The sequence below is a fragment of the Paenibacillus nitricinens genome (genome assembly GCF_052056485.1).
In the GTDB taxonomy this organism is placed as follows: Bacteria; Bacillota; Bacilli; order Paenibacillales; family Paenibacillaceae; genus Paenibacillus_AQ; species Paenibacillus_AQ nitricinens.
The window spans coordinates 1943773-1962185 of sequence record NZ_CP183948.1; the positions used below are offsets into that span (position 1 = coordinate 1943773).

14 protein-coding genes are annotated in these 18413 nt (G+C 42.2%); 8 read left to right on the plus strand and 6 right to left on the minus strand.

Annotated features, from left to right (window positions below; translation table 11 throughout):
* Window positions 1–33: 33 nt before the first annotated feature.
* From ACN6KS_RS08520 to ACN6KS_RS08555, 8 genes are all read left to right on the plus strand, one after another.
* Complete coding sequence (locus ACN6KS_RS08520) at window positions 34–1851, plus strand: class I mannose-6-phosphate isomerase (protein WP_440961792.1); 1818 nt, start codon at window positions 34–36, stop codon at window positions 1849–1851.
* Window positions 1848–2771: an ROK family protein gene (locus ACN6KS_RS08525; protein WP_440961793.1), complete on the plus strand. Its 924-nt coding sequence runs from the start codon at window positions 1848–1850 to the stop codon at window positions 2769–2771. Before ACN6KS_RS08520 ends, ACN6KS_RS08525 begins: the two co-directional genes overlap by 4 nt.
* A gap of 197 nt (window positions 2772–2968) precedes the next feature.
* Entirely contained in the window at window positions 2969–3802 is an 834-nt protein-coding gene (locus ACN6KS_RS08530; protein ID WP_440961794.1) for a DUF4362 domain-containing protein, read from the plus strand.
* 281 nt (window positions 3803–4083) lie between these two features.
* Window positions 4084–4797, plus strand: coding sequence for a response regulator transcription factor (locus ACN6KS_RS08535; RefSeq protein WP_094873897.1), 714 nt, complete (start codon window positions 4084–4086; stop codon window positions 4795–4797).
* The gene (locus ACN6KS_RS08540) at window positions 4797–5732 is read left to right on the plus strand and encodes a sensor histidine kinase (RefSeq protein ID WP_440961795.1); all 936 of its coding nucleotides are present in this window, start codon (window positions 4797–4799) and stop codon (window positions 5730–5732) included. The genes ACN6KS_RS08535 and ACN6KS_RS08540 overlap by 1 nt, the downstream gene beginning before the upstream one ends.
* 117 nt (window positions 5733–5849) lie before the next feature.
* On the plus strand, window positions 5850–6770 hold the full coding sequence (locus tag ACN6KS_RS08545) for an ABC transporter ATP-binding protein (protein WP_094873900.1): 921 nt from the start codon (window positions 5850–5852) through the stop codon (window positions 6768–6770).
* Window positions 6754–7455 carry an ABC transporter permease gene (locus ACN6KS_RS08550; RefSeq protein WP_256990647.1) on the plus strand — a complete coding sequence of 234 codons (702 nt, stop codon included), beginning with the start codon at window positions 6754–6756 and terminating at the stop codon, window positions 7453–7455. Before ACN6KS_RS08545 ends, ACN6KS_RS08550 begins: the two co-directional genes overlap by 17 nt.
* 206 nt (window positions 7456–7661) lie before the next feature.
* Complete coding sequence (locus ACN6KS_RS08555) at window positions 7662–9275, plus strand: ATP-binding protein (protein WP_440961796.1); 1614 nt, start codon at window positions 7662–7664, stop codon at window positions 9273–9275.
* Between the two features lie 87 nt (window positions 9276–9362).
* Here ACN6KS_RS08555 and ACN6KS_RS08560 read toward each other — a convergent pair whose 3' ends face one another.
* The 6 genes from ACN6KS_RS08560 to ACN6KS_RS08585 form a co-directional block, all read right to left on the minus strand.
* Complete coding sequence (locus ACN6KS_RS08560; RefSeq protein ID WP_094873906.1) at window positions 9363–10214, minus strand: DegV family protein; 852 nt, start codon at window positions 10212–10214, stop codon at window positions 9363–9365.
* 155 nt (window positions 10215–10369) lie between these two features.
* Window positions 10370–11233 (minus strand): AraC family transcriptional regulator, encoded by an 864-nt coding sequence (locus tag ACN6KS_RS08565; protein WP_179281728.1) that lies wholly within the window; start codon window positions 11231–11233, stop codon window positions 10370–10372.
* A 144-nt stretch (window positions 11234–11377) separates the two neighbouring features.
* The gene (locus ACN6KS_RS08570; RefSeq protein ID WP_440961797.1) at window positions 11378–13060 is read right to left on the minus strand and encodes a glycoside hydrolase family 13 protein; all 1683 of its coding nucleotides are present in this window, start codon (window positions 13058–13060) and stop codon (window positions 11378–11380) included.
* 93 nt (window positions 13061–13153) lie between these two features.
* A complete protein-coding gene (locus tag ACN6KS_RS08575) occupies window positions 13154–15472 on the minus strand; it encodes a glycoside hydrolase family 65 protein (protein ID WP_440961798.1) in 2319 nt (772 codons plus the stop codon).
* A 297-nt stretch (window positions 15473–15769) separates the two neighbouring features.
* A complete protein-coding gene (gene pgmB, locus ACN6KS_RS08580; RefSeq protein ID WP_440961799.1) occupies window positions 15770–16426 on the minus strand; it encodes a beta-phosphoglucomutase in 657 nt (218 codons plus the stop codon).
* A 209-nt stretch (window positions 16427–16635) separates the two neighbouring features.
* A complete protein-coding gene (locus tag ACN6KS_RS08585; protein ID WP_094873917.1) occupies window positions 16636–17682 on the minus strand; it encodes a LacI family DNA-binding transcriptional regulator in 1047 nt (348 codons plus the stop codon).
* Between the last annotated feature and the right edge of the window lie 731 nt (window positions 17683–18413).

Sequence of the window (18413 nt, forward strand, 5' to 3'; positions counted from 1 at the left end):
ATAGAGCTCACTAACTGTATAGGAGTGACAACTATGTTCGAGAAAAGACCTATTAACCCTATTCGGTATACTCAACAAATCAAGCCAGATACAGTTACGCCATATGCAAAAGCCGGAGTCCAGCGAGGTTTTGAGGCAATACTATCCCCGCTCCTACAACAAGCTGCGATGAATTCCACTAGTATTATTAATGTAGCTATTGACGGAACGCATGGTGCCCGATATCAGCACGTCCTGGCAAGGATCATAGATGTATTGGAACAAGAGGGGTATAAGACAGTTCTCATCGGAACCAATAGCTTTATGAAGACTAGTGAAGAGCTGCGCAAGTTCTTTGAAGCGAATATTACAGATAATCGTGCATTTGGTTATTTTTCGGATGCTAACATTACAGATTATTTCATTCCAGAAGCACAAGATAAGATAGACAACTTCAAAAAACAGATTCAATTACCTGTCGACCAAACAACCTTCATCATCACGTTCGGACCAGGGGCTTATTGGCTCGGGAACGGCAACTACGATATTACCTACTTCTTGGATGTATCTCGTGAGTATCAGCAATTGGAACATAAAGCACATTTATTGAATTTCGGCTTTAGTTGGAACCGAGATGTGGTGGAGAAGTATAAAATCTGTCTATTTGTGGAATGGCCAGTGCTGGAAACTTACCGAAAAGAAGTATTGGATTCGATCCACTATTATGTGGATATGAATGAGCCAGAGTGTCCCAAGCTAACGACGGTCTTCACCCTACGCCAGATGATTGCAGATATCGCCAAGTCCCCTATGCGTGTGAAACCATTCTTCGCGCCAGGGATATGGGGCGGTCAATATTTGAAGAAATTCGCGGAGCTTCCGAAGGAGTGGGCCAACTGCGCATGGAGCTTTGAGCCGATTGCACCGGAGAACTCTATTTTGCTGAAATACAACGACGAAATAATCGAGGTACCCTTCCTCATAGTCATGCATTATGAGCATCCGGCCATTCTCGGGAATCGTATTGTCGGGCTGTTTGGTGATTATTTTCCGATTCGCTTCGACTACCTTGATACCATCGACGGAGATAGCTTGTCATGCCAGGTACATCCGAAGCAGGAGTATATTCGTGAGACATTTAATGAATTTATGGCACAACAAGAATCGTATTATATCATGGAGAATTTAGAGAATACATCAGTGTTCTTGGGACTGACCGAACAATGTACGAAGGAGGAATTCTTTAACGCGGTACAAGACGCACAAGAAACTGGTGAACCGATTCAGATCACTGACTTCGTTAATCAATATGAAGCGAATAAGGGGGATTTATTCTTAATTCCTACAGGGACCGTTCATGCCTCTGGAAAGAATAACTTAGTGCTCGAAATATCCTCTACGACATGGTGGTTTACGTTCAAAATCTACGATTTTCTTCGTAAAGGAATGGATGGCAAGCCACGTCCTATTAATATTGAACATGCTTTTGACAATATTGATTTCGATAAAAAAACGGCATGGGTTGAGGACAATTTGATTCCTAAGCCAAGCTTGCTGAAAAATCAGGGCATGAACGAAGAGTATGTTCTTGGACAGCGTGAAGATCTACTGTTTTATGTTCATCGTGTGCACTTACATGATACATGGGAGGACCATACAAATAACGAAATGGTAATGTATAACTTGGTTGAGGGAGAAAAGGTCCGTATAGTATCCTGTGCAGATGAATCTATATATATCGAGTTACAATATGCTGAATCATATATCCTCCCAGCCGTGTTTGGTGCCTACAAAATAATAAATATCGGAAACAAACCATGTAAGCTTGTGAAGGCTGGCGTATCCAAGGCATGGGATGTGAGTCTCCTTTGAAGCCTAAAGTCGTGATCGCTTTAGACGTGGGAGGAACCTTCATTAAGTCTGGTTTGGTCGTGGATGGAGAATTGCTACAGGCTAGCTGTAAGCAACATCCTTCCTTCGCTGACCAAGATGCCGATGTGATTATAGACCAATTTATTTCTATATTCGAAGATCAATATCAGTTCTATAGCGTTACACTAGGAAAATCCGCAGACTGTACTTGGAATATCGGTCTTGCTTTTCCCGGGCCCTTTGATTATCAGCATGGTATCTGTTATATTCAGGGGCTTAGTAAATATGAGGCGTTGTATGGTAAGAATGTACGAGAAGTATTATATACCCGGTTCAATACCTTACAACATAAGGAATGGGCGAAGCACCTGCTGCAGGCAGATATTCGATTTGAGAATGATGCGAAGCTGTTTGCTTTAGGCGTAAGCAGGTTATTTCCAAATGAACGATATATTTCGTTAACTTTAGGGACAGGGTTAGGCTCTGCATTTATTGATCATGCATCGCTCCTGAACGAAGGACCAGGTGTTCCCAAGGACGGTTGGCTCTATGATAAACCTTTCCTAGAGAGCTCCATAGACGATGCCTTCTCACGTCGCGGAATTCTTCGCTTGGCTGAGCAGATGGGAGCTCTAGAAAAAGGAATGGACGTGAAGGAACTCGCAGAGCAAGCAAAAGATGGTAATAGCTTGTGCTGTAAGGTGTTTGAAGAATTCGGTACACGATTGGCTGAGGTGCTAAAGTCCTATGTTATAGACTATCAGCCAACTCGCATCGTTATCGGCGGACAGATTGCCAAGAGCATCGATTTATTTGGTCCCGCCCTCCAGAAGGGATTGGCTGATTCATCTATGGGTATATTTACTTCAGAAAATGTGTTCGAACACACGCTTATCGGAATATCAAGATTATTTGACTGATCTCTTGGATTCAATTGAAACTGAACAATAATTAGGGCTGATTGGATATCCAATCGGCTTTTTTTGCTATCTGGTTTAAATTTCTATCAATCTCTCTATCATCAGATATCCCTCTGGAGGGATACCCAGCCCCCGTTATTATTGGTATACTTTAACAAATGATTCTACTTATGGAGTGTTTAAGGAGGTTATGATCGATGAGATCGAGCGGTATTCTTCTGATTTTTATAGCGCTTATAGTAACCGGTTGCTTTAACCAGCCATCCAATGGAGAAGACAAATTCACAACTACCATTAATGAACAAGAAGATGTGATAAACAGCCATGGAATGATTGTTAAGAATCTTAAGAAGCTGGATGCTTTTATCCAAAATAAAGTGGGTACGCAGCGTGTGGTTCATTACACAATTGAAGGTGATCCGATCTTTAATGACTTGAAATATACTGACCAAGGGATTGAAATGCGGCATGATAATTCCGAAGATACGTTTGGTAGTCCCCAAGTAACCACATACACTTGTCAGAACCTTGTTAGAAACGAAACGGATAAACTTCTGTCGTATACCTTAACGGGCTGCGAGGGCGAACAAGCAAAGATCGAGCTGCTACAGATTCTTTTTGACGTAACGAAACAAGATAAGTTTGAGTTTGTTTTAAAGTATGGTGTGAACCAAAAGAACGAAATTAATACGATAGAGAAGAAGTTGGTCAAAGATCTCCAGAATGGGGAAGTAGTCGAGGTTAGCGATTTTGAGCTTTCTGAACAGGAACGAGGACAAATCTATAAAGAAATGGTACTAGCGAATTACCTAGATGAAAAAGAATTATCTACCGAGTGTAATCGAAAACCTGCTGAAAGTTATGATTTATCGGTTCAGATTAATAGTGGAGAGCGTCATTATCAGTGGACGGAATGCCAGAATACTGAGGATGACGGTCAGATGACTGAACTAGCCCAAACGATCATTAAAATCGTGCAGGCTGGGAGCATTTATAAGCAACTTCCTGAGGTTAAGGGGCATTACGAATAATTTAAATAAATTGAACTAAAACATTCTAAAAAGGAAGAGTGGCGGAGGGGAAGTTTGGAACTGTAGGAGCGATAGCGTCCGCCTGAAAGCTTTCCGTAGGAAAGCTCGCTTCGGAAGCATAGGCTCACCGGACTTCAACCGTGAAACACGGTATATAATCAAAGAAATCTGGTGACAACAGCGGCCGAAAGTCCAAACATTCCCCGCAGTCACGTGTACCTTAAAGAAATACCTTAAGTTTTTAACTAATTTTTATTCTCAAATCATTGGAGGCAGTATTCATGCACCGTATATTATTAATTGAAGATGACGAAGCAATTAGTGAAATGGTTAGGTCCTATTTAGTAAAAGAGGGCTATGAAGTGGAAACGGCGTTTGATGGTGAAGTAGCGGAAAGAACATTCCGTACTAGTAATCCTTTTGATCTTGTATTATTAGACCTCATGCTGCCCAAGCGCAGTGGGACGGATATTCTCCAGACGATCCGTGCGAAAAGTCTAGTTCCTGTGTTGATCATGTCGGCCAAGGACAGTGATGTGGATAAAGCACTTGGACTTGGCTTTGGGGCAGACGATTATATTACCAAGCCATTTTCAATGATCGAATTAGCTGCAAGAGTGAAGGCTGCGATTCGAAGAGCGGGTTATGTTACTCCCACCATCCAACCGGAAGCTCCAATTCCTGCGAAGCAAAAGATTTCCATTGGTGGCCTGACTGTGGATTTGGATAATTTCTCTGCGCTAAAAAACGGGGAAGAAGTGAAGTTAACGTCTAAGGAATTTCATATTCTTAAGCTGTTCGTTACGCATCCGGGCAGAGTCTTCACCAAAGCGCAGATTTATGCTAGCGTATGGGCAGATGATTATTTCGGAGATGAGAACGTTATTAATGTACATATGAGAAGATTACGTGAAAAAATAGAAGATGATCCCTCCCATCCAGAGTTCATCAAGACATTATGGGGGATCGGGTATAAGCTGGGAGAACAGCTATAATGAGTATGGCGCTTAGTGTGATCATTGTACTCCTGCTCGTCGTCATTGGATGGCAATATCAGCATTCGCGTAAAGCTTCCAGAGACCTGAAATATATTCATGACAAACTAAGTAGCATCATGGCCGAAGGTTCACACGAAAGACTGCTGTTATTTAGTAGTAATTTAGAGCTGCAAAGTGTGCTAATTGATCTAAACCGGCTGCTCGACGTTAACCATAAAGGAAGCATTGAGCGCGTGAAGCTGGAGAAATCCATGCGTAATATGCTGTCGAATATTTCCCACGATCTAAAGACTCCGCTAACGGTAGTACTCGGTTATATTGAAACAATTCTGCAGGATGAGCATATGCCAGCCGAGGAACGGGAACGTATGATGAACACAATTCACCAAAAAGCGAATGAAGTGATCCATCTGATGAACAAGTTTTTTGATTTGGCCAAGCTGGAATCGGGGGATCGGGAAATCAATCTTTCACGTGTGGAGGCAGGCGAGGTGTGCAGACGTAATATTCTCTCTTTCTATGATATCCTTAGCGCCAAGGGCAGTGAGGTAGAAATAGAGATCCCTGATGACTCGCTTTATTTCATGGGAAACGAAGAGGCGCTTGACCGGATACTGACCAATTTGTTATCGAATGCGATTACTTACGGGGATGCCGGAGGCGTATTAGGTTTGAAACTCTATAGTGATAAGAACAAAGTATACATAGATGTTTGGGACAGGGGAAAAGGCATTAGTGAAGTTCACCAGGATAAAGTATTCGAACGGCTCTATACACTGGAGGACTCGAGAAATCGATCATATCAAGGGAGTGGTCTGGGTCTGACGATTACCAAAAGATTAACAGAGCAGATGAATGGAACCATTACACTGGTTAGTCAACCGTTTGTGAGAACGGTATTTACCCTTTCTTTTCGCAGACTAAGCTTCTAAGGAGTGAAATTGTGTACAGCTTAAGATTTTCGTAAGAATCGAGTAATAAAAAAGAAAATTCTGCTGTGTACAATAAGAACTAAGGAAGACGAGACGAAAACAAAGGGGAGCACGGAAATGACTACGATACTTCGAACAAGAAATTTAACAAAAACCTACCAAGGCAAAGAAGCTGTCAGCAATGTGAATATGAATATTAAACAAGGTGAAATTTATGGTTTTCTTGGACCGAACGGTGCCGGCAAAACAACGGTCATGAAAATGATCACGAACCTCGTTAAACCGACGAGTGGCGAGATTGAGTTTTTTAATGAAAAAATGACAAATCATTCGTATGAAATGCTCAAACGGATGGGCTGCATCATTGAATATCCAGTGTTCTATGATAAGCTGACAGCCAAAGAAAACTTGATCCTGCATGGAGAATACATGGGCTATTATGATCCGCAAGCGATTGGCGAAGCACTGGAGCTGGTAAAGCTTACAGGTATCGATAAAAAGCCGGTGAAGCAATTTTCGCTTGGGATGAAGCAGCGCCTTGGTATTGCCAGAGCCTTTATGACGAAACCGGAGCTACTCATTCTGGATGAGCCGATTAATGGACTAGACCCTGTGGGAATCAAAGAGATGCGTGAAGTGTTCAGGATGCTCAGCCGTGAATATGGAATGACGTTACTTGTATCTAGTCATATTCTGGGGGAAATCGAGCAGATTGCTGATACGATCGGTGTGATCCGGCAGGGTGCTCTGGTAGAAGAGGTGGCGATGGATTCCATTCGCGGTCAAAATACAGAGTATATCGAAGTGGTTACGAATGAGATTAATAAAGCAGTGTACGTGCTCAAGCAAAAGCTTGGCCTCAATAATTTCAAAGTGCTGGACCATATTACAATAAGAATATATGACGGCGGAATCTCACAACGTGATCTGAATAAGGCGTTAGTGCTAGCAGACGTGGAGATTGAAAGCATTAGCAAGAAACAACATACGCTGGAAGATTATTTTTTACAATTGATTGGGGGTGAGGGCGTTGCTTAAATTAATATCTTTGGAGATTCGGAAGAATAAGCTAAAGACGCTTCTTACAGGAGCAGCAATTGTCAATCTCGCTATCCTTGCATTTATGATTATGGTTTTATTCGTGGATCGAAATGAGAATGAACCGTCATTCGCTTCTTATGCAGATATGTTTGAGGGTGTGTTCGTTTTTGTTAAGGCTGCTTACATTATTTTCGCTTCCGTTATTATTAGCAGGCTGGTGATTGATGAGTATAAGAACAACACGATTACTCTTCTCTTCATGTATCCTATCTCACGTAAAAAGCTAATGACGGCGAAAATATTGATAGTGTTCGCCTTCACATTTGTTGCTATCATTGTGTCAGACATTGTAGTTGGCGCTATGCTAATAGGATTTAATTCGTTTGTAGGACTTATTCCTGGTGAGTTAAACCTTCCTATGATTACTTCAGAACTGTTTAAGTTGGGTGCAAACGCATTTTATGCAGCGGGTATCGCTCTGATCCCATTGTACTTTGGAATGAAGAAAAAATCAGTTCCAGCCACCATCGTCTCGGCTGTGTTAGTTACGTCCCTAATTTCTGGTGGATTTGATCAAGCACGCTTAGGTAATTTAGCGGCGGTGTCGATCTCGCTTGGATTGCTAGGAGCAGGTATTGCCTATATGGCCATTCGCAATATTGACCATAAAGATATAGCCTAAAATATTTACAGAAATCCCTCTTAAGAATCTCAGTACGATGTGTAAGTCATCGTGGTTGGGTTCTAAAGGGGGATTTAGTGTTTATTTGCGACCGATTAAAGTATATTTGCTATAATGATCAAAATAGAAGAATTTAAAATTTAAGATGATTTCCGTTCATTTTAGGGTAATGATAATGGATGAGAGAGCCTGAGGTGAAATGAATTGTGGATAAAGACTGGACGTCCATTCTAACACGATTGCTTTCGGAAGAGAGCGCTTATAAATCGTTATATGACCATCATCCTAATTTGATATTTGTGTTGGATCGGCAAGGTCGCTGCGTAGGAACGAATCGTACGTTCTATCTAGAATCCAGTGCAGAAGCATCGTTCCGAGATATAGGTCTGACAGCACATAAAAGATTATACCTTGTTGATGTAGCTAGCTTTGAGGCTGCCCTGCAAGGAAATCCCTCTAGCTTTGAATTGCAAGATTTGAACAATCCCAAAGCAGACGCCGTGAGGGGGGATTTTATTCCTATAACGATAGATGAGGGAATTTTCGGGGTATTCGCGATCATACAAGTGGATAATAGCAACTATCATCATTATTCGGAAGGGCTGCATGACTGGCTAAATGCATTGGCAGATTCTTTTCATGCTAAATTATCGGATAAGGTAGAACTTGAGTCTAACTTCAAACCTACTTTTGCTGCTGAAGTCGAGAATAAGAGAGCGAATCTTATTCTGAACTCCGTCTCAGCTGGAATATTTGTACTAGATCATTTGGGACGAACGCTCTTTATTAACCGTGAGGGAGCGGATATGTTAGGTTACCAGCCTACAGAATTGGTTGGCCTGAAGCTGATGGAATATATTCATCAAATCCAAGGCGATGGCTCACGTTATTCAACCCCTGATTGTCAGATCAGTCTTACGATTGCAGATGGAATTATCCGCAGGAAAGACGATGAGATCTTCTGGCGTAAGGATGGAACGAGCCTCTTCGTTAATTATCGGGTGGCGCCGCTTATGGATGGAGGGATGATCTCAGGAGCAGTTATTGCTTTTAGTGATATCACGAATGCAAAAGAAATCATTCGCGCTAAAGAATCTGCAGAGCAGGCGGCGCAAGCCAAATCGGATTTCTTAGCAATGATGAGTCATGAAATTCGGACACCGATGAATGGAATGATAGGGATGTCAGACCTTTTACTTGAAACCGAGCTTGGAGAAGAACAGCGGGGGTATGTCGAGATTTTACGAAGCAGTAGTTACACGCTTTTACAGATCTTGAATGACATTCTTGATTTCAGCAAGATGGAAGCGGGTAAAATGCCGCTGCAATCCGAATCATTTGAACTTCGAGAGATGATATCGGACATCATTGATTTATTTACGCCTAAAGCCGAAGAAAAGAAGCTGTCCTTGCGGTGGTGGGCGGATACGAGTGTTCCAACAACGTTACTGGCTGATCCGATCCGTTTGCGGCAGATTATTGTCAATCTGGTAGGGAATGCTCTGAAATTCACAGAGCATGGAAGCGTCACGCTATCGGTTAAGAACATTCCACTTTCGGATTCAAAAGAATATTTATTGGAATTCTCTGTCCGCGATACAGGTGTTGGGATTGCCGATAATAAACTCAATTTATTATTTCAATCCTTCTCACAGCTGCACCCGACCATCAACCGTAAATATGGCGGTACAGGGCTGGGACTCGCGATTTGTAAGCAGCTGGTTGAGCTGATGGGTGGGACAATCTTTGTAGAAAGCGAAGAGAATAAAGGTTCAACGTTCCGGTTTATGTTACCCTTCATAAAAAATGAGGTTGAGTAAAATTCAACTTCAGATCAGGAGTGGTAAACGCACAAATCCCCGGTCCATTGATTTGCGAAGCAATGGCCGGAGATTTGCATGAGATGATTAATCTTGAAGCATATACATGAGACCTACAGTATGTGGACCACAATGGCTACCAATAACACAACCTGCGTTGAGGATAGCTATCTCATTGACTTGAGTCTTCTCTCGTATCGCTGTCTCTAGATAGCGAGCATCTTCTTCCGCCAAGGTATGTACAACGATGAGCAGCTCTCTATCCATCCGATCGATGTTAACCAAGGCGTTCTGGAGCATTTGTTCCACGGCTTTTTCTTTTTTGCCACGAATTTTACTAGTAGGTACGATGCTGCCGTCTACAAGTCTAAGAACAGGACGAATTTTTAGCAGACTACCGATGAAATTCTGCATACCTGAACAGCGTCCACCCATATATAAGTAATCTAGCGTATCTACCACGAATTCTGTTTCTACAAGATTGCGACTCTGCTTCAGCATAGCTGCAATCTCAATGACACTGTGACCTTTTTCAGCGGCTCTGACAGCTTTCATAACGAGAAGAGCAATGCCTCCACATAAGGTCTGTGAATCAATAACCTGTACACGACCCTCAGGGAATTCCCCGGCAGCCAAAAGTGCATTCTGATATGTAGAGGATAGTGACGAGGAGAGACTGATATATACAATATCATCTCCACGGTTAATTACCGGATGAAAAGCGGCGATAAAGTCAGCTGGCGAAGGCGCGGCAGTCTTTGGCAATACTCCGCTTGCGGCTACACGGCGATACACTTCCTCTGGTGTGATATCTTCACCATCTTTGTAGGTTCCTTCTTCAAACACTACGTAAAGGGGAACGATGCCGATATTAAAAGTATCCTTCCAGCCTTGAGGCAAATCGGAAGTGCTGTCTGAAAATATTTTTACAGTAGACATGAATTTCTCCTTCACCGATAATCGGACGACAATAGTCATTATTGAATCACATAATCTATTTATTATACCAAGATTAAGCCGATTCTCAAAATGAAATCGTAGAAATTCTGAAAGAAAGAAAGACTATCCGGAATTCCGAATAGTCTTAGTAAGCTTTAATTTTTTTTCATAACCGGTATCCAGATCTCGCAGCGATAATCCTCTGCATCAGGTCTTCCCGGAAGGTATAACTCAAACTCGGGTCCTCCTGTATGCTCATAGCCTGTTGCAGGGAACCATTCCTGAAAGATCCGTGACCATGCTTGCTGAATAGCATTCGGCATTGGCCCAACTGAGGTGAACACAGCCCAGCTCGCAGCTGGTATCGTCGTAGAAGCAAAGCCCTGAGCATCCGTCTCTGGAGAGGCTTCGACAGCAATCCAATAGGAGAAGGTTTCTTTTTCGTGATTGAAATCTTTACAAATCCCAAGAATGTCCTTATCAACACCGATCTCAATCAGCTTATCCGACGTACCATTTTCGTTAGCTTCAATCCACAGCTGGGGGATACGGCGTAAATTCTCCCCATCTTTCGTTGTCATTTCCTCAACTAGTCCGATAACATTAAAAGCTTCTCTTGTCTCAATTCTGTAGTCCATTTCTTTATCTCCCTTCAGTGATAGATGGAAGGAGAGTCTAGGGAAGGCTTTGAGCTGTACCCCTGACTCCCGCGCAGCAGAAGGAGTAATTCCATGTGCTTTGCGGAATGCTTTGGCAAACGACTCGGGAGAGTCATATCCGTATTTTAATGAGACATCTAGCACCTTAACTTTAGAAATAGCGAGTTCCTGTGCCGCCAGAGTTAGTTTCCGTTTACGGATATAGTCTTTGACAGATACTCCGGTAAGCATGTAGAACATACGCTGGAAGTGAAAAGGGGAAGAATAAGCCACCTTTGCTATATCTTCTATATTAAAGGTTTCCTCCATTTTACTCTCCATATAATCTAAAGCTTCTTTCATGCGGATAAGCCATTCCAAGCCTGCCATCTCCCTTTGAGTTCATACTATCATGCCACCATTTGCAAATCCTGTTATTCCTTGCTCTCTAATGACAGGTTGCTGATGGAAGAATGATCTTAACAAAATCATCCTATATAGTATAACTCAGGAAGACGGAGAGAGTCAGCTTTGTAATCTGTACACTCTTGCTTCGTAAGGACGCAGAATTTCTCGTGTGGGTGATTCATCCGGATAATTTCCAATGATTAAATCAGTCACGGTGCTCAGCTCTGCGGAGAGATCAACGGTTTGAGGAGCCTCGCTGAAGTTCAGCAGGATCAGCCATTGTTCATCATCTAAAGTTCTGGTATAGGCATAGATGTTCTCATGTTCAGGCAGTAGCAGCTTATATTCTCCATATACCATAATCGGATTTTTTTTGCGCAAAGCAATTAATTCCTGGTAGTAGTAGAAGATTGAATCAGAATCCGCCAATGCTTGCTCTACATTAATTTCCTTATAAATCGGATTTACTTTAAGCCATGGTTCTCCCTCTGAAAATCCAGCATTAGCTGATGCATCCCATTGCATTGGGGTACGGGCGTTGTCTCGGCCTTTGACATGGATAGCGTTCAGAATCATCTCATGATCTGCGCCACCCTCAGTTACTTTTTCACCGTACATATTCAAAATTTCGATGTCTTTATAATCTTCCAGCGTTGTGAATTTTACATTCGTCATCCCAATTTCTTCACCTTGGTAAATATAGGGGGTACCTTTAAGTGTATGTAGTAAGGTAGCGAGCATTTTGGCAGATATTATGCGATACTTCCCATCATCACCAAATCGTGAAACCATACGCGGCTGGTCATGATTGTTCAAGTACAGACTATTCCAACCCTTGTCAGCCAGACCGACCTGCCATTTATGAAGGATGTCGCGCAGTTTAGTTAATGTCCATGGGGCTACATCCCATTTGCCTCCTGGACCGGAATCTACGTCCATATGCTCGAATTGGAATACCATCTGAAGCTCTTCACGATCTTCGTCTGTGTAAAGAACGGCATCCTCTACCGAAGCCCCTGGCGTTTCCCCGACGGTCATAATGTCATAGCCCGAAAGAACCTTTTGGTTCATTTCATGTAAAAACTCATGGACCCGGGGGCCATTCATAAAGTAATCGCCACCCCAAGCAAGCTCCTCTGGCGCCTCGCCCTCGATTTGAAAGGAAGGCAGTCCTTCCGCTTTAGAAATCAAATTAATGACGTCCATCCGTAATCCATCCACACCCTTGTCAAGCCAGAAGGTAATCATCTTGTACAATTCCTCGCGCAGCTTTGGATTGTCCCAGTTGAGATCCGGTTGCTTGCGTGAGAACAGGTGTAGATAGTATTCGCCAGTAGTCTCATCTAGCTCCCAAGCCGGACCGCTGAATATGGAGCTCCAATTGTTAGGGCGTTCGCCATTCGGTCCACCTGGACGCCATATGTAGTAATCACGGTAGGGATTATCTTTTGACGAACGGGACTCTACGAACCAATGATGTTCATCAGAAGAGTGGTTGATTACAAGATCCATCATTAGTTTTATACCACGATCATGCAGTCCGGTCAGTAGTTCCTCCCAGTCTTTTAGCGTGCCGAACTCATCCATAATATCTTCGTAATCGCTGATGTCATAACCATTATCATCATTTGGCGATTTATATACTGGTGACAACCAAACTACATCGACACCGAGCTTCTGCAAATAATCCAGACGTGAAATGATACCTTGCAGATCTCCAATACCGTCACCATTACTATCTTGAAAGCTGCGTGGATAGATTTGATAAACGACAGCTTCCTTCCAAAAGGTTCTTTTCATTAATAATCACTCCTTATATAAGTTATCCATTTAGGAAAAAATTAAAGAGACCCTAAAAAGCTATTGGCTTCAAGGGTCTCTTGTGGTGTCGGTTTATACAGTGACGGATTTGCTGTCAGCAGTGATGCTGCTTAGGCCGTTCACGGTATATTCTTTGTCATAGATAGTAATAGAAGCTGGAATATCCGTTTCATTCGTAACCGTAACCTGTGCATCCGACACGCTTACTTTTAGACGGGAGCCACGGAACATGATTTTGAATGAGTATGCACTCCAGTGACCTGGGTTCGATGGGCTCAGAGTCAGTCGGCCATCATGCACACGTAGTCCACCGAAACCGTGTACGATTGACATCCAAGTACCGGCCATACTAGTGCTGTGCAAGCCGTCTTCGGTATCATTGTTATAGTTATCGAGATCCAGTCTTGAAGTACGCAAGTACATTTCATAAGCCTTATCTTTATATCCTAGTTCGCTGGCTAGAATAGAGTGGATACAAGGGGATAGGGAGGACTCATGAACAGTGATCGGCTCGTAAAAGTCGAAATTCCGCTTTTTGGTATCCAGATCGTAACGGTCTCCTAGGAAATATAATCCCTGCAGAACGTCCGCTTGTTTAATGAAGCAAGAACGCAGGATACGATCCCACGACCATTTTTGGTTTAGTGGCAGGTTCTCAGCTGCCAGATCCTTAACTTGAATAATCTCTTTGTCTAGGAAGCCATCTTGCTGCAAGAAGATACCCAGTTCTTCATCCGCAGGATAATACATCTTAGCGATGATATCATTCCATTTAGCGGTTTCGCTCTCTTGGAGCCCTAATTTATCAACTAGTTCTGCATAGCGCGTGGATTCATTCTTTTTCAGATAATCCAGTGCTTCTAAGGTATATTCCATAGTCCAGGAAGCCATCCGGTTGGTGTACCAGTTATTATTTACGTTATTTTCATATTCATTAGGGCCTGTTACGCCAAGCATCACGTATTTGTCTTTACGATTTGCATAGTGAACTCGTTCTTCCCAGAAGCGGGAGATTTCCACAAGGACTTCAAGACCATATTGACCCAGATAAGCTTTGTCTCCAGTGTAGTTCACATAGTTGTAAATCGCATAAGCAATGGCTCCATTACGGTGAATTTCTTCAAAAGTAATTTCCCACTCGTTGTGGCACTCTTCACCGTTCATTGTAACCATTGGGTACAACGCACCTTTTGCAAAACCAAGCTTACGAGCATTTTCTTTAGCCTTCTCCAAGTGCTTGTAACGGTAGATTAACAGGTTGCGGGCAATAGAGGAGTCCGCTGTACTGAGATAGAAGGGAACGCAATACGCCTCTGTATCCCAGTAAGTGCTGCCGCCGTATTTTTCACCTGTAAAGCCTTTAGGTCCAATGTTCAGACGGTCATCTTCACCATTGTAGGTTTGGTTTAGCTGGAAAATATTGAAACGAATCGCTTGCTGAGCCGAAACGTCACCTTCAATAATGATGTCGCTTTCTTTCCATTTCTCTCTCCAAGCTTCTATTTGTTCGTTCAGAAGGGTTATAAAACCAGCTTCCTTAGCAGCTTGTAAAGCCGTTTGAGCGGCATCGACCAGTTGTCCAAGACCATGATTACGCGAGGTTACGTTAGCAACATATTTATAAATGACGATGTGATCGCCAGTTTGTACGGAGACATTGATTTTGCTAGCTACATATTTCTCTTGTTCAATCGCTTCAGCCTCAGTGTTGACCTTCTCACCATTGACTTGGATATCAAAAGCCATTGCAGAGGTTACATGAAAATCGAGCTTTTTAGTCTTAAGAGTAAGATGCCCGCCTTCAGTGCCTGCTTGTTTCTCAACTTCATTCCAGAATTTCTCGTCATAGTTGGAATCCTTGTTCTTCACATCGCCGTCAAGATAAGGAGTGATTGTAATCTTGCCTGAGAAATTAACAGGAGTGATGGAGTAACGAATAGCCCCAATTTCTTGACGAGTCATGCTGACAAAACGGATACTCTCAACTTTTACTTCCTTACCATCTTCAAGCGTGGCAGTAAAGCAGCGGGAAAGCGTACCTTCCTTCATGTTAAGAACACGACGGAAATCGGAAACCGTACATTTTGCCAAGTCTAAAGGAGTGCCCTCAATGTCGATGTTAATACCGATCCAGTTCGTGCTGTTCAGTACTTTAGCGAAATATTCGGGATAGCCGTTCTTCCACCAGCCGACCCGTGTTTTGTCAGGATAGTATACGCCAGCCATGTAGCTGCCTTGCAGGCTGCTTCCACTATATTGCTCTTCAAAATTAGCTCGGCCACCCATAAATCCGTTGCCAAGGCTAAATACACTTTCAGAGATTTCTTGTGTCTGTGGATCAAAGGATTCTTCAATAATGGACCATTCATCAATTGTTAAATATTGTTTCACGATAACCGGCTCCTTTAAATATGTTGTGGGGATATATAATGAACTATATCTCTACTTTGGTGCTTGTGAGTCGCTCCGCTGGCGAAAGGTTGTTCCGATCGCTGTTGTCCCCAGATGCTTAAATTTGAAGAATTAAAGGTGAGCATCTGGGGACAAAGGCGAACGCTAGCGCTTCTACACAATCCTTTCGCCATCTCCACTTCAAGCGTACCTCTAGATATACATATTTCATTTATAAGTGGAATGTAGCAGGGCGAATCACATTAACACTTTCAGTTGATTAATGTTCGTTAGACTTTAAGCAAAAGATTTTTTGAGTTGTGGCACGCTCATATGAGCGAGCGATGGAACGACGATGTTCGCCGCATTGAGCGTTTCCGGTGACCCAATACCAACGCTGAACATTCCAGCACGAGTTGCAGCTTCAATTCCTGCTTCTGCATCTTCGAAGACAACACAGTGTTTAGGATCAGCGCCAAGTGCTTTAGCACCTAAAAGAAAAACTTCCGGATCAGGTTTAGCAGCACTAGTGTGTGTGCCATCAATGATCGCATCAAAGTAAGGGGTCAATCCGGTATTATTTAAAATCGTCATTGCGTTCTTACTAGCAGAACCGAGGGCAACTTTGATGCCATTCTCACGGCACTCTTTCAGAAAATCAAGCGCACCTGGCAAAATCTCTGAGCTGTCCATTTTCGCAATATATTCGACATATCGATTATTCTTCTGTTCCGCAAGCTTAGCTTTCTCTTCTTCATCGATAGTTAGTCCGCCGATTTCCAGCAAAATGTTTAGCGAGGCCGTTCTGCTGACTCCTTTAAGGCGTTCGTTATCTTGTTCTGTGAAGAGAAACCCTAATCCATCTGCAAGCTCTTTCCATGCGATATAATGGTATTTGGCAGTGTCAACGATAACACCATCCAAATCGAACAAGCAGGCTTTAATTTCCGTCATTGTGGTACCTCCTAAAATTTGTGACAGTATCGTGATCCATTGGGTTTGCTTTCAATTCGTATAAGCTTTGCTAAAGATGTTAAGTTTATCTTAACCTCAGATTCGAATATTCACCCTGAAAAGAACTGGATCAAGAAGTTTTAGTAATTTAGCGCAAACGTTTGTACAGATTTTCAAAAAATAAATGAAGCGTTGATCGCTTCACTTATTCATTCGGTTTTGTTCTTAGCATGAGCGTACATGGATGACTCTCTCACAATCAGGCGATGTGGAATAACAAATCGGTTTGTATAACCAGCATCGTGGTTCGGACTCTTGATATTCTGGATAAGTACCTGAGATGCAGTGTAGCCAAGATGATAAATTCCAATATCAATACTACTGATCGGAGGGCTGGATAATTCAGATAATGGAATATTGTTAAAGCTTACAATAGCGAGATCGTCAGGCACTTTGTATTTCAGTTCATTCAATCCGCGTAAAATTCCGAACGATACCATATCATCCACTGCAACTAAAGCAGTAGGCCGATTAGGCAAATTCATGAAAAAAGACATCGCTCTATATCCGCTATCCTGTAGAAATTCACCTTCTACAATCCATTCATCACGCATTTCAAGACCGCTATTCAGCAATGCTTTACGGTATCCTGCGAGACGATCGCGAGAAACAATTAGATTCGGTGGTCCGCTTACGAAGCCAATACGTTCATGACCCATTGCAATGAGGTGGTTTGTAGCATCATATGCTGCCATCACATTATCGTTATCGACAGATAAAATATTCTCATACCGATCACTTCGGCCTACCAGTACGAATGGATAATCGTTACTCTCTAGAAAATCAATAACAGCATCATCTGTACGAGAGTAAAGCAGTATAACACCATCTACTCGACGACCCTTTAGAAGTCTTGAAACGGCTTCCAATTCTTCCTTCTCGTTTGCTCCGGAACTAATTAACACGTCGTAGCCGGAACGGCTAGCTTGTGTAACGATCCCCCGGATTAATTCCATAAAAAATAGATTTGAGAACAGCTCTTCAGCTGGTTTAGGAAGACTGAAGCATATGCTGTTTGTAGTTTTCGACACTAGACTCTTAGCCATCATGTTAGGTGTATAGCCCATATCTTCCATAATAGCTTTGACCTTGCGGGAAGTTTCCAGGCTGATTCTGGGGTGATTGGACAATACCCGGGATACCGTGGAGGGAGATACTCCCGCTTTCTTGGCCACATCCTTAATGGTAACTGTCATAGAAACCTCCTTATGGAACCGTTTGCTTTACACAGTAATATTAATCTAAGAGATCTAAATTGTAAATAGATAAAGTCATTTGGAAGGGGTAATATTGCTACTTTTGGAAAGAGTATTAGAAATTTATATGTAAAATTGTTTGTTTTCACCAAAAAAGCATGAATAAATTAGCAAGATTGATCTTAATATGTATAAAAAATATCCAATTTCTTCGAAAGGAGCATTTCATAAATGCAAACGTGTGGCTCAAATTTTTTTAGAACAATTGATGAGTATATACTAAATTCGATTCGAGGAATGGAATTAGAGAAAATCTCAAAAAATCGGATAAATCCTAATGGGATTATCAGGATTACTTTTCTTTATTTTACTTTTATGATAATTTGAGTTCGTTCAATACATAAAAATACTGGTTGACAATACCATAAATACAGCATTAGTATGTAAATCAAAATATAGCAAGCGTTTACATTGGCTGAATTTGGGTCGGAATTCGTTGTACTAAAGAATGAGGTTTATGTACTTAGGTTTGTGCAAGACTTGTTGCAAACGTTTGCACTGATTTCATTGTTTTTCTGATAATCTTTTACTTTGAAAAGGATGGTGATGCTGTTAATCCGGTTTGACGAGCCGCACACATAGACTTTCTCCAACTACAGAAGGAAGACACATGATTTCATAACCTCAGAATAATTGGCGGGGTTCGAGAAATTATGTATCCGCTTGCACAA

Excerpts from the sequence above, each read along its gene's own strand:
- ACN6KS_RS08530 (WP_440961794.1), top strand. The coding sequence starts at position 2,969 with ATGAGATCGAGCGGTATTCTTCTGATTTTTATAGCGCTTATAGTAACC.
- ACN6KS_RS08585 (WP_094873917.1), bottom strand. The coding sequence starts at position 17,682 with ATGACAGTTACCATTAAGGATGTGGCCAAGAAAGCGGGAGTATCTCCC.
- ACN6KS_RS08570 (WP_440961797.1), bottom strand. The coding sequence starts at position 13,060 with ATGAAAAGAACCTTTTGGAAGGAAGCTGTCGTTTATCAAATCTATCCA.
- ACN6KS_RS08520 (WP_440961792.1), top strand. The coding sequence starts at position 34 with ATGTTCGAGAAAAGACCTATTAACCCTATTCGGTATACTCAACAAATC.
- ACN6KS_RS08545 (WP_094873900.1), top strand. The coding sequence starts at position 5,850 with ATGACTACGATACTTCGAACAAGAAATTTAACAAAAACCTACCAAGGC.
- ACN6KS_RS08560 (WP_094873906.1), bottom strand. The coding sequence starts at position 10,214 with ATGTCTACTGTAAAAATATTTTCAGACAGCACTTCCGATTTGCCTCAA.
- ACN6KS_RS08535 (WP_094873897.1), top strand. The coding sequence starts at position 4,084 with ATGCACCGTATATTATTAATTGAAGATGACGAAGCAATTAGTGAAATG.
- ACN6KS_RS08540 (WP_440961795.1), top strand. The coding sequence starts at position 4,797 with ATGAGTATGGCGCTTAGTGTGATCATTGTACTCCTGCTCGTCGTCATT.
- pgmB (WP_440961799.1), bottom strand. The coding sequence starts at position 16,426 with ATGACGGAAATTAAAGCCTGCTTGTTCGATTTGGATGGTGTTATCGTT.